Origin of the sequence: Bilophila wadsworthia ATCC 49260 (genome assembly GCF_000701705.1) — a bacterium.
GTDB lineage: Bacteria > Desulfobacterota > Desulfovibrionia > Desulfovibrionales > Desulfovibrionaceae > Bilophila > Bilophila wadsworthia.
This window is the reverse complement of sequence record NZ_JNJP01000040.1, coordinates 1-13,717: the sequence shown is the minus strand read 5'-3', so window position 1 is coordinate 13,717 and position 13,717 is coordinate 1. Positions and strand designations below refer to the sequence as shown.

Here is a 13,717-nt window from a genome sequence, read left to right as displayed (position 1 = left end):
TGCGGGATGGAAAGGTTGACGATAGGTTCACGCTTTCTTCTCCGCTTTGTCTCGGAAGATGTGCGTACGAATATGTATATCTTTCTTGATGGAACGCGCTTTCTTGTCATCGACCCGCATCCCGCATCCGAAGCCCTTGCTTTCCTGCGGAAAGCAGGGGTTTCGGAATGCACAGTACTGCTTACGCATGAGCATCCCGATCATACCTGCGGCATTTACAGTCTTCAACGTGAATGGAAAACGGAGCTAATATGCCAAGAGGCATGTGGTTGTGCTATAGCCGATCTGAACAATAATCATCCGGCTCTCATAGTGGCTATGCTGGCAGTGCAGGACATGCGAAACGGGACGAATACTGCAGAGCATTTTCGTCAGTATTATGAAGCGCATGTCTATATTCCTGATGTAACTTTCAGTACCAAATTTGAGCTGAAATGGGGACAGGAACGATTTTTTTTCGTGAGTACGCCGGGGCATACTGCTGGCAGCTGCTGCATAATTTGGAACGATACAACGGTGTTCACCGGGGATTCTCTTCTTCTGAATACGCCAACTATCACGCGGCTGCCCGGCGGCAGTACCAAGCAGTACAAAAATATTACGCTACCTTTTTTGAAGTCTCTGCCCAGAGACATGTTCGTTTTGCCCGGTCACGGTCCAGAGTTCCGTATGGCCGACGTTTATCATGGAGCTGTACATGTGGAATTTGTTGGAGTTTGATAGTCATACGGCACTCGTTAATGAAAAGGACGAGATCTGTACTTATGCCCAGCTCTATAGGGAGTCCGAGGGATTGGCGGAGCATATCGACGGACGTTGCCTGGTTTTTTCGCTTTGTTCGAACAGTATGGGGTCGGTTCTTGGGTATGTGACCTTCCTGAATCACAGGATTGTTCCTCTCATGCTGGATGAACATATCGATCGCTCATTGCTGAACGGTTTTCTTGATACCTATCATCCCAACTACTTATGGCTTCCTCGTGTACAGGCTGACTCATTTGAAGGACGTATTATCTACGAAGCTCGTGAATATGTGCTTATTAAGCGGAATAATACACATGCGTTTACTCTACATGATGACCTTGCACTCTTGCTTACGACTTCAGGGTCAACCGGTTCGCCGAAGCTTGTACGACAGAGCTATGATAATATTGAAGCCAATACGACATCTATTGTGGAGTATCTGGAGCTGAATGAAACAGAACGGTCTATTACTACTTTACCAATGAATTATACTTATGGGTTGTCTATCATTAATACGCATCTGCGTGTGGGGGCGACGATCATTTTGTCGCCGTTTACCGTGATTCAGCGCGAGTTTTGGACGTTATTCAACGAGCAGAAGGCCACCTCTTTTGGAGGCGTTCCCTACACCTATGAGATGTTGGACAAACTACGTTTTTTCATGCGTAAACTTCCTTCTTTGCGTACCATGACACAGGCTGGAGGCAAACTTCTGCCGGAGCTGCACAAAAAGTTTGCAGAGTATGCCCAGCGTGAGCGCAAGCGTTTTATCGTGATGTACGGTCAGTCGGAAGCAACGGCCCGTATGGCATGGCTACCTGCGGATAAGGCTCTGGAAAAATGTGGAGCCATGGGGATTGCCATTCCCGGGGGCAAATTCCGTCTTCTGGATGAGAAAGGACAGGATATCACGACCCCCAATATCGTTGGAGAACTGCTTTATGAAGGTCGTAATGTCACTATGGGCTATGCCGAGTGCTGTGAGGATCTTACCAAAGGTGATGAACGCGGCGGTATTCTTCTCACGGGAGACATGGCAAAATTCGATAAAGACGGATTCTTTTATATTGTTGGACGAAAAAAACGCTTTCTTAAAATTTTCGGCAATCGTGTCGGTCTTGATGAGACCGAACGTTTGCTCAAGAGTCATTTCGACTTTGAATGTGCCTGTGCAGGCAAGGACGATGCTATGCAGGTCTTTATTACCGAGGCGTCGGCTGTTGCTGAAGTGAAGCGTTTTCTTGTTGAGAAGACCCGTCTTAATCCTACGGCTTTTCATGTTAATTACTTGGAGGAGATCCCCAAGAATGAGGCCGGAAAAACACAGTATGCAGCACTGGAACCGTTCTATGATTAAAGTTTACGGAGCTGTCCGTCTCGCCGATATTGAGGCCTCACAACCTGCCGAGTGGAATATTTCTGGGGCGACGCATGTTCGTGTCATGCTTCCGGCTTCGTCAGCAAGCGAACTGAACATGCAGGAGAGAGGCTTTTTCTGGGCAGACCGTACTCTGAAGGTTTCCATAAGCCTGGCCCGCTGTCCGGTGGATCTTACAAAAGCCGTACGCCTTCCGGTGGAGAAAATAGACAGTCACAAAAAGGATTTGCTGCGTATTGCCTGTGCATCTTTTCCTTACGATCGCAGATTTCATGTACTTCCTACGTGTGATGACGCCGTTGCTTCCATGGTTTTGAAGGAATGGGTGGATTCTCTGGACGATGTTCTGGCCTGTTTTTTCCGTGAAAAAATTGTAGGTTTTCTTGCTCTTGTCAGAAATTCTGAGGAATCGCTGTTTGTCCATCTGGCAGCAGTGGAGGAGAAGTACCGCATGGCTGGGGCCGCCATGTCATTGTACGCCAGAGCCTGCCAGGTAACAGCAGAACGTGGGTTCAGACGACTGGAGGGGCGAATCAGTTCACAAAATACAGCTGTGATGAATCTGTATGCGGCATTCGGAGCTATATTTTCTGAACCCATTGATATTTTTTTAAAAGAGGTGAGCCATGACGCTTAATGAACTTTTTCAAATTCCTCCATACGGGCTCGCCGCTGAGGACAAGGAAGCAGCTCTTGCTGAGATTCTTTCAAAACTGACTCGGCACCACTACGAACACTGCCCGGAATATCATAAGATTATTGATGTACTCGGTTTTGATGTATCGGTACGGCACAGCTGTGAGCAACAACCGTTTCTTCCTGTTCGTCTTTTTAAAAAATATGAACTGCATTCTGTCTCCAAAGAAAAAGTGACGAAGACCCTCACATCTTCTGGTACATCCGGTCAGGCTGTGTCCAAAATTTTTCTTGATGCCGATAACGTACGCAGTCAGAGCAAAACGTTGAATGAGATAATTTCTTCCTTTATAGGTAAGCAGCGTTTGCCCTTACTTTTACTGGATACGGAAATGATCAAGAAGGATCGTTCTATGTATTCGGCGCGTGGTGCAGGCATCATCGGTTTTTCTCTTTTTGGACGTAACATTACCTACGCTCTTAACGCCGATATGGATATCGACATCGAGAAAGTCACGGAATTTTGTGAGAAACATGCCGCTGATACCATTCTCATGTTTGGCTATACCTATATGATATGGCAGTTCGTGGTACGTGCCCTAGAGAATAGCGGTCGTAAGTTCCATATGAAAAATGCGATTCTTTTTCATATAGGAGGCTGGAAAAAACTTAAGGATCAGGCCGTGGGCGCTCCGGAGTTCAACCGCCGCGTGCAGGGCGTGCTCGGTAATGTGAGAGTTTATAATTACTACGGTATGGCGGAACAGCTCGGGTCGGTGTTTGTGGAATGTGAGCATGGACATATGCACTGTTCCAACTACTCTGATGTTATTATCCGCCGCTCTTCTGATTTTTCCGTAGCTGGACAAGGAGAACGGGGGCTTATTGAGCTGCTTTCCGTTTTGCCTACGAGTTATCCGGGACATGTGTTGCTCACTGAGGATGAGGGAGAAGTGCTTGGTGTTGATGACTGCCCCTGCGGCAGGCTCGGAAAATATTTCAAGATCCATGGCCGCATCAGGAGTGCGGAGCTGAGAGGATGCAGTGATACTTATGAACGGCGTTGATTATCCCCTTGGCAGTGAAAACGTAGTCGATACGCCGCTGCGCGTATTTGATACCGACGTTTGTGCCTTTATTGCGGAATTGTCTTCGGAGCTGCTGAAATCCCCGGCGTCGCGTGCCATGCCCGATCTTGCGGCTTTGGCCTTCTGGGGACGCAGGGCCAGCCTTCAAAAGATGGCGCATGAGTTCGACAAGATTTCTAATCGACTCGGACGAGGAGTCTGTTTTCATATTGCTCCCTCCAACATTCCGATAAATTTTGCTTTTTCCTATCTTTTTGCTCTACTGGCGGGTAATGCAAATATTGTGCGGCTGCCCAGCAAAGACTTTCCGCAGATAGATGCTTTGTGTACTATCATTGGTCGTGTCATAAGGAAATATCCTGAGGTGGAAAAGCGTACGGCATTCGTACGCTATCCCCGCAATAATGAAATCACGGCAGCTTTCTGTGCCCGAGCTGATGTTCGCATGATCTGGGGCGGTGATAATACCATTGCCATGGTAAAGGCTCTGCCCGCGTCTCCTCGGTGCGTGGACGTGGCCTTTGCCGACAGGTATTCACTGGCTTTGCTGGATGGCAAGGCCGTGCTGAAAGCTAAAGATACTCAGCTTCAAAGACTGGTGGAGAATTTTTACAATGACACCTTTCTCATGGATCAAAACGCCTGTTCTTCTCCTCAAGTGTTGCTTTGGCAGCACGATGATGAAGCAGGGCGTGAACGTTTCTGGAATGCCGTGGATTCTTATGCTAGGAAAAAATATATCCTTCAGGACGCCGTGGCTGTAGATAAGTACACTGCGCTGTGTGAAGAGGCTATCTCCAATCCGGCGCTCAAGTCTGCCACTCGCAAAACTAATCTCATCTATCGTGTAGAACTAAAAACTTTGACTTCAGATCTTATGGAGCATCGCGGGCATGGAGGCTTTTTCTATGAGTATTCCCTTAAGAATTGGGAAGAGCTTTTTTCTGTTGTCACAGAAAAATTTCAAACCGTTACATGCTTCGGTGTCGATAAAGAGGCTTTTTGTGAGGCCGTCGTAGCGGCACGCTTGCGTGGCATCGACCGTATCGTGCCTGTAGGAAAGGCCATGGATATTGGTGTATTCTGGGATGGGCATGATCTTGTGCGCGAACTTTCAAGAATTGTGAAGGCGAACTGATGCCCTATATTTCTGTTGTCACTCCTGTATATAACGCCGTCAATATCGTTGAGGAACTCCATCATCGACTGGTGGAACACCTTGAAGCGATTACCGATGATTTTGAGATTATCATGGTGAACGACGCTTGCCCCTATGGAAGCGGAGAAAAAATAGCGGAGATAGCTGCAAAGGATCCCCGTGTAAAATTCATGGAACTGGCACGTAATTTCGGTCAGCATATAGCCATATCCGCCGGACTTGACTACGCGGAAGGTGAATATGTGGTAGTCATGGATTGTGATCTACAGGATCCTCCTCATAAGATTGCCTTGCTGCTAGAAGAACTGCAACGTTCAGGTAAGGAAGCCATTTTTGCCATTCGTGAACACAGGAAGGACTGTTTTCTTAAGAAGGCCGAGTCTCATGTATTCAATACCGTTATGCGTAAACTCACTAACAGGATTTACCATGGAGAGAAGGGGACAGGAAATTTTTCCATTATCACGCATAGAGTAGTTTTAGCGTATCGAAAACTGCGGGAACATCATCGTTGCTATGGTTCCATTATACAGTACTGTGGCTTTGAGCTTGCGTATCTTCCCATTGAGGGAGATGAGCGTTTTGAAGGATCTTCTTCCTATACATTTTTAAAATCAATCAGACTGGCTTTTTCCATATTGTTACAGCAGTCGGCACGCCCTCTCTTTATCAGCGCTCTTTTTTCTGTCTGCAGTTTTCTGGCATCGTTTCTGTTTGCCGGCATGATTCTTTATAACAAGATTTCCGGTGAATATGATGTAAACGGTTATGCGGGCATTATGTTTACCATTACGTTAATGGGTGGCATGATTTTTCTTACACTTGCCGTTATGAGCCTGTATCTTGCCAATATTTTTGAGGAAGTTAAGGGGCGCCCTCTTTATGTCATAGGTAAAACCGTTAATTTCGAGGAAAAAAGTGTTTCCTAAGACCATACTTCCTTACGTTTTTTTGACAGCAACAATCGTACTGTCAGTGTATTCACAGCTCATGATTAAATGGCGGATGTCCTCTCGTTTTTGTGATATACATTTGCCTGAAGGATTATGGGATAAATTTCTGCTTCTTTTAATTATCATCTTTGACCCTGGAGTTTTTTCAGGGCTTGTAGCGACGTTTCTTTCCGGACTTTTTTGGATGGCAACGATGTCGAAACTCGATATCAGTTTTGCCTATCCGTTTACAAGCCTTGGTTTTGTTCTTGTTCTTTTGTTCTCGGCTTTTTTGTTTGGGGAAAGTATGAACATGTATAAAATTGTCGGCGTTCTTTTTATTATGCTGGGCGTCACCATAGCAAGCCGAGGATAATTGTATGATTTGTGCAGAACAAAATAAAAAAATATCATTTTTGACAACGTACAATCCATTCAGTAATAGAGCTATTTTTTCTTTTATTCCTGTTCTTGCATGTTGGTATATGGCTATACATTATCATGCCATGTACCAGACATGTGATGATATGGATATGCGGATACTTCTTGAGGGGAGTATTGGTGGCAGTATTTCCGAGCCATCTGAGTTTACATTATATATGAATGTTCTATATGGAAAAATCCTCAAATTTTTTTACACAGTATATCGAAATGGCTATTGGTATGATATATTTACCTATCTCTTTGCCAGCGTCTCTCTTTTTGTACTTGCTATGTCAGTATGCAAAGATTTTGAGCGAGAGAGCTTGTTCTCTAAAATATTGAAACTGGTTATTATAACATTTGTCGGTGCTACTCCTTTCATTTCTCCTCAATTCACCATGACGTCAGGGCTACTGGCGATGTCTGGTGTACTCTCTTTTTACATGTGGGTGAGCGAATACTTCACGGGGAAGAAGGCGCAGTTTGCCTGTGCAGTTTACTGTGTCATTGCGCTACTTTTTTCATCACTCATCCGTTTTGAGTGCTGTATGATTGTAGGCTTTTTTACAGGTGTTCTTCTTATACCTTGGTGGCCGTATAAAGAGTGGAGAAAACATCTAAAAAAGTGCAGCGTCGTTGGTTGTGCGCTTTTGACAATTATTGGCGCTTACCTTTGGGATGGATATATAGTTAGTCATCATCCCGAGTGGGATGAAATGAGGAAAGCAAATAACGCACGAGTAGAGATTGCTGATAAAACCAATATCTGGGACAATATCAATGCTCCTTGGAAAAATGTTGTAGGGGCTTTAAATGATATTGATAATGAAGAAATATTTTTTTCTTCAGGTGACTATAGGATGCTTTTAACATCTTATTTCATTGGTGATAAAAAAATATATAACTCTAACAACTTAAATAAAGCAGTAAATGCTATTTCTGATAAAGTTCAAGCTTCAAATTCTTTATATGCCGGTTTTAGGATAAAAGATTTTAGAGATGTTTTTAAGTATTTTATTTTTATTTATGTTTTAATTTTTTGTCTATCAAACAGAACGTTTAAATATAATATTTACGCTGGTGTTGTATTTTTTATATTGGTTATAGCTTTAAATGTAGAATTTAGAGCCCTTCCGTATAGATTGTGGTATAATTTTGCCTTTATCACTATCATAGTTCTATTAATTAAGTTTAAATGTTGTAATTTTATTAAATTTAAAAATAAAATATATACAGTGGTAGGTATTTTATGTCTTGTAATGGGAATATTTTTTTCATACACAATCATGCATAATCAGGCGATATCTACAAGATACCAATATAAAATATATAAACAAATGCAGAATGAGGTGCAACATCTTCCACAAAACGAATTTTACATAACAGATTTCGTTCTTGTTGAACATGCATGCCATCCCTTTGGAAAGAATATATTGAAAAATATCATTTCTATGACGCCTGTTTCAAATCATCCATCTAGTCTTAAAATTTTAAAGAATAACAATATAAATATTAACAGTATATGGAATGATTTAAGTAATAGGAAAAAAAATATAAGAATTATTACACATAGTGGATTGTATTTTGATGCTCACTATGCATTGAAAAGTGCAATTTCATACTATATAAAAGAAAAATACGGAAAGGAAGTTGTATTTTTATATAAAACCATAGGAGGGTTTTATATTACACAATGTATAGCTCTTACAGAAGCTGAGTCTAAAATAAAAAAAGTATATGAGCAAAAGATAAAACCTCTCGCTGTATCCGATGATATAAAACTCATTATGAAATATGAACTTATAAGAGATACACTTGGCTATTGGGCGTCATATCAAGATATCGCTGAAGTGTTCACTATATTGAATGGTGAATTTATTAAATCAGAATAAAATAAGAATATATGCTTTTAGCAGTTTACCATACTATCAGTTTATATCATTCATTAATTTGATATATGATTCAATATAATATATACAGGATATATATTATTGTTTTGAAGACGATCAAGTTTTAATATTGTTGTGAGAGGTAAAATACATTTATGATTCATTCCATCATATCAGTATTAAAAAAATGCTGGATTAATCCTATATGGAATATCTGTTGTGCTATTCGAAACAAAGGTGGGATTGTAGCCTGTTGGAATCTTGTTTTCAGGAGGTACAGAGAAGGACTATCAATAAAAACCATTCTTCGGGAGTCATGGAAAAGCAGGATAGGAACGGGATACTTCGAATGGCAAGAAAGATTTGAGAAGCTGACCCCACAGGATATGTCCGCTATCAGGAAGCAAATTCAGGGATTACAGTCTCCTCCGCTCATTTCAATTCTTATGCCTGTATATAATCCAGACCCGCATTTATTGCGGCAAGCACTCGATTCAGTACAAAACCAGATATACCCTTACTGGGAACTGTGCATAGCTGATGACGCATCACCTAACGCTCAGATCCAAACGATTCTTGAAGATTACTGTCGTGCAGATTCCAGAATCCATGTCATTTTTCGTAAGGAAAACGGCCATATCTGTGCTGCATCAAATAGTGCCTTGGGCTTATGTACGGGGACATACACCGCACTTATGGATCATGACGATATTCTTCCAGAAGTTGCCTTATACTTTGTCGCTATGGAAATAACTCAGCATCCTGATGCAATGTTGATATATTCTGATGAAGATCTTTTATCTCCACAAGATAAACGTTATAATCCTCATTTTAAACCGGATTGGAATGAACCTCTTTTTTTAGCCTCAAATTATCTTAATCATCTAAGTATATATCGAACATCCCTTTTACGCGAGATTGGTGGTTTTCGTTTAGGATATGAGGGATCTCAGGATCATGACCTTACTTTGCGCTGTGTACTTAAAATTCGACCTTCCCAAATTCGCCATATTCCACGCATTTTATATCACTGGCGACAGTTTCCCGGTTCTGGAAGTTTTTCTGACAGAGCATTGGAACAGTGCAAAAAGGCGCGCAGACAGGCTGTAGCTGACTACCTTGAAACCAAAAAATGTAATGCAACTGTTACTAGTGGCTGTTTTGGTTTTAATAAGATCAACTACACACTCAAAAAGCTTCCACTCGTTACCTGCGTTATTCCTGCACGAAATCATGCGGAGCTTACCCAGATATGTCTTAACGGTTTACTGTACCATACAGATTATGCTCCCATTGAGGTTATTCTTGTAGACAATGGTAGTATTGAACAGGACGCTATTTCATTATACAAATCATTTAAAAACCATCCTAAGGTGCATGTTATCCACTGGGATAAGCCTTTTAATTATAGTGAAATAAACAATATGGCCGCACGGGAGGCTCATGGAGAAATTCTCGCATTTCTCAATAATGATATTAAAGTCATTCATCCTGACTGGTTACAGCGTCTTGTTGCCTATGCTATCCAACCTGAAACCGGTGCCGTAGGGCCAAAGCTTCTGTACCCTAATGGAACTATTCAGCATGGAGGTGTGGTACGCGGTATGGGGGGCATTGCTGCTCATATAGGCCAAAAACTTTCTCGTGATACTACTGACTTTTTTTATCAATTTCAGCTGCCACGCTGGTGTACTGCCGTCACGGGAGCGTGTTTAATAGTGCGCAAAGAACTTTTCTTCCTTTTTGGAGGATTTGATGAAGCCGCATTGAAAGTGGCTTTTAACGATGTGGATTTCTGTCTAAAACTCCACGAAGGTGGGTATCACAACGCCTATATAGGGGATGTGGAACTATATCACCTAGAATCAATATCAAGGGGATGCGAAGATACCCCTGAAAAACAGGCTAGATTTCAACGAGAAATTTCTACGATGATTGGGCGATGGGGAGAACAGCTTATATGGGATCCATTCTATTCAGCTCATTATAGCCGGGAGTCCTCCTTTCCTACGATTTTAAAAGCAAATGAAACCCCTTATCTTTCCAAGTGCTATACTTGGAAATCATGGGAAGGCAGTGAGAGTTACAGATGAGTATATTACGATATGGGATTATTGATATCATAAACTCTTTTCGCAAGTATGATCTGATTCGCATGCTTGGACGACAATATATGGTCTTGAGGTACAGACGTTCCAAGCTTGGACCATTCTGGATAACGATAAGTATGGGAATACAAATTTTAACCTTAGGTCTTATTTTTGGGCAGCTTTTTGACGCTTCTATTCATAAATTTTTTCCTTTTCTTGCTATAGGTATTATTTTGTGGAACTATATCACTGCTATTATTTCTGAAGGTAGTACGTCTTTCATATCCTCTACGGGAATGATAACTCAACTTGAATTGCCTATTGCTTTTTATTTTTTTTGTCGCGTATGGACTTCGTTTCTTTTTTTACTGCACAACGCTGTAATCATTCCTTTTGTCTTTATTGTGATGTGGTATTCCTTAAGTTGGAAGGCCGTTCTGGCTGTTCCCGGTTTCCTGTTGTTAACAGTCAATGTATCTTGGATGGGTATGGTTTCTGCAATTTTTTGCACTCGATTTCGAGATTTCCCCCAATTGATTACAAGTGTCCTGCAAATATTTTTTTATGTGACTCCAATTATGTGGATGCCAGAACTTATGCCCCAAAGAGTAGGACGGCTCCTTCTTGATATGAATCCTTTTCACCATTTGATCAGCGTTGTCCGCGATCCAATATTGGGGATCATACCAGGACTGGAAAATTATCTCATCTGTTGTATTATGGCCATTGCTGGATGGATTGGTACTACAATATTTTTAGGACGCTATCGTGATCGGATAGCCTATTGGCTTTAGCTGAGGATCTGTCATGGTAAATATCGAGCTTAAAAATGTCATTGTGGACTTCCCTATCTATAATGCCAATACACGGTCATTAAAAAATACTATTTTACAATCTACAGTTGGGGGAAAGGTTGATATTTTAGACCAGAATATCAACATTCGTGCTTTGGATGGAATCTCTTTTACGTTGAGAGATGGAGATAGATTGGGCCTTGTTGGACACAATGGCGCGGGAAAAAGTACGTTATTGCGTGTGCTCGGTAAGGTATATGTTCCATGTTCTGGTACTGTTCAGATTAGAGGCTCAATAGGATCTCTCATTGATATTTCGCTTGGCATTGATCAGGAAGCGACAGGGAGGGAAAACATTTTTATCCGTGGAAGTCTCTTAGGCGTACAACGGCAAGAAATTGAAGAACAGATTGAAAATATTATTGAACTTTGCGAGCTGGGCAGTTTTATCGACTTGCCGATCAGAACCTATTCAACAGGGATGCAGATGCGTTTGGCTTTCGCAGTCTCTACTATGATTCGTCCTGATATCCTCATCATGGATGAATGGCTCTCTGTAGGAGATGAATCTTTCAAGGATAAGGCCGAAAATCGCATGACCGATCTGGTAAACAATGCACAACTACTTATAATTGCTAGTCATTCAAAAGATCTCTTATATAAAATATGCAATAGAATTATTTGGCTCGAACATGGAAAAATAAAAATGGATGGGAAGCCTTATGATGTTTTGCCGGAATATTTCAACTAAGAACTGGCAGTTAATGCCACAGTAATATTTTGAGAAAAGTATTAATAATATAATGTTTTAATTCTTCTATGCTCCTATTTACATAGGAATTAGCAAACAAATCATCATAACATCAACCTTTTTCAGACTTTTTGAAACAACTACAAGCTTATTTTTGAACCATGCAAACAGTGTCTCCGCCGACAATTATTTCTTTCAACATGTACAGTCTCGGATTTTCTTTTCAGTAAATTATTTCCTAATATCTAGAATAGATATATTTTCCAATTGTCTGCACAGTAAAATCACATATCCATTTATTTGCGTAAAAATCCATTATTCGATGTAAGATTTTTTGATCACGCCCTCTACACCTCTAGTATCACAACAGTAGGTTTTCCATATCCAAAGTTTATTTTTTTGATTTGAGATACTGCTATATTTTATCAATCTCAACGATAACCTTTCGGGGATACAGTTTTTCATATATTTTTCGGCAAAAATTTTGACCCAGCGCAAGAGTGCTGGTGTAGAGAGATGAAAAAACGCTCAAGTGTACTTAATAAAAGACCTAGGGTCAGGACTCGTTATTTTCAAGGGAAGGAGCAGAAGGCACGGAGGTGTCCCATGTGTACCCTATTTCATCTTTCCGAAAGTCAGTTGGAGCTTATCAAACCGTTCTTTCCCCGTTCTCACGGTGCTCCCCGTGTGGATGACAGGCGTGTCGCCAGCGGCATTATCTACGTCATCAAGCACGGACTTCAGTGGCAGGATGCACCTGATGAGGCCCGCACACAATGCTGTACAACCGCTTTGTCAGGTGGAGCAGGCTCGGTGTTTTCAATAAAATTTTCATTGAGTTGGCAAATAAAACACCTTTTGATGGCTCCCTGATGATCGACTCCACCCATCTCGAGGCTCACCGCACGGCGGCAATTCTGCTCAAAAAGGGGATTCTCCACGTCTCATCGGTCGCACAAAAGGAGGACTGAATTCCAAACTTCATGCCGCTTATGACGGCCACGGGCGGCCCGTCCTGCTTTTGCTGACTGAAGGGCAGGTCAGCGACTACAAAGGTGTAGCCATTCTCCAGCACCTCCTTCCCGATATCTGTACGTTTCTGGCAGACGGAGGTTATGACGCGAGTTGGCTGCGGGAATCTCTGAGAGCCAAGGGGATGGCAGTCTGGATACCACCCCGAAGAACTAGAAATACAGCATTTTCTTTTGATAAGGCGCTATATAAGCGGCGGCATCTTATTGGAAATACATTCAGTAAACTGAAGGGGTAGCGGCGTATCGTGACTCGGTATGACCACTGTGCCCATACTTTTTTTAGCTATCTGCCTTGCTGTTATCGTTATCTTTTATCTTGACTAATGATTCCTGAGCCTAGGGTCAGGAATCATTAGTCCCAATGAAGTGAAAACAGGGTATCTGAAGACATGGAGGTGTCGCATGCGTACCCTGTTTTACCTTTCCGAAAGCCAGATGGAACGGATCAGCCCTTTCTTTCCCCGTTCTCACGGTGCTCCCCGTGTGGATGACAGGCACGTCGTCAGCGGCATTCTTTACGTTATCAAACATGGACTTCAGTGGAAGGATGCTCCCGCGGAATATGGTCCGTACAAGACGCTGTACAATCGGTTCGTCAGGTTGAGCAGGCTCGGTGTTTTCAGCAGGAGCTTCACCGAGCTGGCAAACCAGACGCCCTTTGATGGCTCGCTGATGATTGACTCCACTCACCTCAAGGCCCACCGCACGGCGGCAAGCCTGCGCAAAAAGGGGGCTCCGCGCGTCTCATAGGCCGGACAAAGGGCGGATTGAATTCCAAACTCCATGCGGTCTGCGACGG

Annotated in this window: 11 protein-coding genes and 2 pseudogenes; all 13 read left to right on the top strand. The window is 42.4% G+C overall.

The window, feature by feature from the left end:
* Positions 1-6: 6 nt before the first annotated feature.
* Positions 7-720 (top strand): MBL fold metallo-hydrolase, encoded by a 714-nt coding sequence (locus tag T370_RS24410; RefSeq protein ID WP_081847555.1) that lies wholly within the window; start codon positions 7-9, stop codon positions 718-720.
* Positions 698-2,101, top strand: coding sequence for an AMP-binding protein (locus tag T370_RS0113395; RefSeq protein ID WP_029436003.1), 1,404 nt, complete (start codon positions 698-700; stop codon positions 2,099-2,101). Before T370_RS24410 ends, T370_RS0113395 begins: the two co-directional genes overlap by 23 nt.
* Entirely contained in the window at positions 2,094-2,759 is a 666-nt protein-coding gene (locus T370_RS0113390; protein WP_029436002.1) for a GNAT family N-acetyltransferase, read from the top strand. The genes T370_RS0113395 and T370_RS0113390 overlap by 8 nt, the downstream gene beginning before the upstream one ends.
* A complete protein-coding gene (locus T370_RS0113385; protein ID WP_029436001.1) occupies positions 2,749-3,825 on the top strand; it encodes a LuxE/PaaK family acyltransferase in 1,077 nt (358 codons plus the stop codon). The genes T370_RS0113390 and T370_RS0113385 overlap by 11 nt, the downstream gene beginning before the upstream one ends.
* Complete coding sequence (locus T370_RS0113380; RefSeq protein WP_029436000.1) at positions 3,812-4,984, top strand: acyl-CoA reductase; 1,173 nt, start codon at positions 3,812-3,814, stop codon at positions 4,982-4,984. Before T370_RS0113385 ends, T370_RS0113380 begins: the two co-directional genes overlap by 14 nt.
* Positions 4,984-5,934, top strand: a complete 951-nt coding sequence (locus tag T370_RS0113375; RefSeq protein WP_029435999.1) for a glycosyltransferase family 2 protein — start codon at positions 4,984-4,986, stop codon at positions 5,932-5,934. The genes T370_RS0113380 and T370_RS0113375 overlap by 1 nt, the downstream gene beginning before the upstream one ends.
* Complete coding sequence (locus T370_RS0113370; protein ID WP_051643836.1) at positions 5,924-6,313, top strand: SMR family transporter; 390 nt, start codon at positions 5,924-5,926, stop codon at positions 6,311-6,313. The genes T370_RS0113375 and T370_RS0113370 overlap by 11 nt, the downstream gene beginning before the upstream one ends.
* Positions 6,314-6,317: 4 nt before the next feature.
* Positions 6,318-8,252, top strand: a complete 1,935-nt coding sequence (locus tag T370_RS0113365) for a hypothetical protein (protein WP_029435997.1) — start codon at positions 6,318-6,320, stop codon at positions 8,250-8,252.
* Positions 8,253-8,404: 152 nt separating this feature from the next.
* A complete protein-coding gene (locus tag T370_RS24405; RefSeq protein WP_081847553.1) occupies positions 8,405-10,342 on the top strand; it encodes a glycosyltransferase family 2 protein in 1,938 nt (645 codons plus the stop codon).
* Positions 10,339-11,133: an ABC transporter permease gene (locus tag T370_RS0113355; protein WP_029435996.1), complete on the top strand. Its 795-nt coding sequence runs from the start codon at positions 10,339-10,341 to the stop codon at positions 11,131-11,133. Before T370_RS24405 ends, T370_RS0113355 begins: the two co-directional genes overlap by 4 nt.
* A 13-nt stretch (positions 11,134-11,146) precedes the next feature.
* The gene (locus tag T370_RS0113350) at positions 11,147-11,884 is read left to right on the top strand and encodes an ABC transporter ATP-binding protein (RefSeq protein ID WP_029435995.1); all 738 of its coding nucleotides are present in this window, start codon (positions 11,147-11,149) and stop codon (positions 11,882-11,884) included.
* Between the two features lie 606 nt (positions 11,885-12,490).
* Positions 12,491-13,242, top strand: a pseudogene (locus T370_RS24400) (IS5 family transposase).
* Between the two features lie 78 nt (positions 13,243-13,320).
* Positions 13,321-13,717: pseudogene (locus T370_RS0113340) on the top strand (IS5 family transposase); the annotation flags it as partial.

Excerpts from the sequence above, each read along its gene's own strand:
- T370_RS0113380 (WP_029436000.1), top strand. The coding sequence starts at position 3,812 with ATGAACGGCGTTGATTATCCCCTTGGCAGTGAAAACGTAGTCGATACG.
- T370_RS0113350 (WP_029435995.1), top strand. The coding sequence starts at position 11,147 with ATGGTAAATATCGAGCTTAAAAATGTCATTGTGGACTTCCCTATCTAT.
- T370_RS0113375 (WP_029435999.1), top strand. The coding sequence starts at position 4,984 with ATGCCCTATATTTCTGTTGTCACTCCTGTATATAACGCCGTCAATATC.
- T370_RS0113390 (WP_029436002.1), top strand. The coding sequence starts at position 2,094 with ATGATTAAAGTTTACGGAGCTGTCCGTCTCGCCGATATTGAGGCCTCA.
- T370_RS0113395 (WP_029436003.1), top strand. The coding sequence starts at position 698 with ATGTGGAATTTGTTGGAGTTTGATAGTCATACGGCACTCGTTAATGAA.
- T370_RS24405 (WP_081847553.1), top strand. The coding sequence starts at position 8,405 with ATGATTCATTCCATCATATCAGTATTAAAAAAATGCTGGATTAATCCT.
- T370_RS0113365 (WP_029435997.1), top strand. The coding sequence starts at position 6,318 with ATGATTTGTGCAGAACAAAATAAAAAAATATCATTTTTGACAACGTAC.
- T370_RS0113385 (WP_029436001.1), top strand. The coding sequence starts at position 2,749 with ATGACGCTTAATGAACTTTTTCAAATTCCTCCATACGGGCTCGCCGCT.
- T370_RS0113355 (WP_029435996.1), top strand. The coding sequence starts at position 10,339 with ATGAGTATATTACGATATGGGATTATTGATATCATAAACTCTTTTCGC.
- T370_RS24410 (WP_081847555.1), top strand. The coding sequence starts at position 7 with ATGGAAAGGTTGACGATAGGTTCACGCTTTCTTCTCCGCTTTGTCTCG.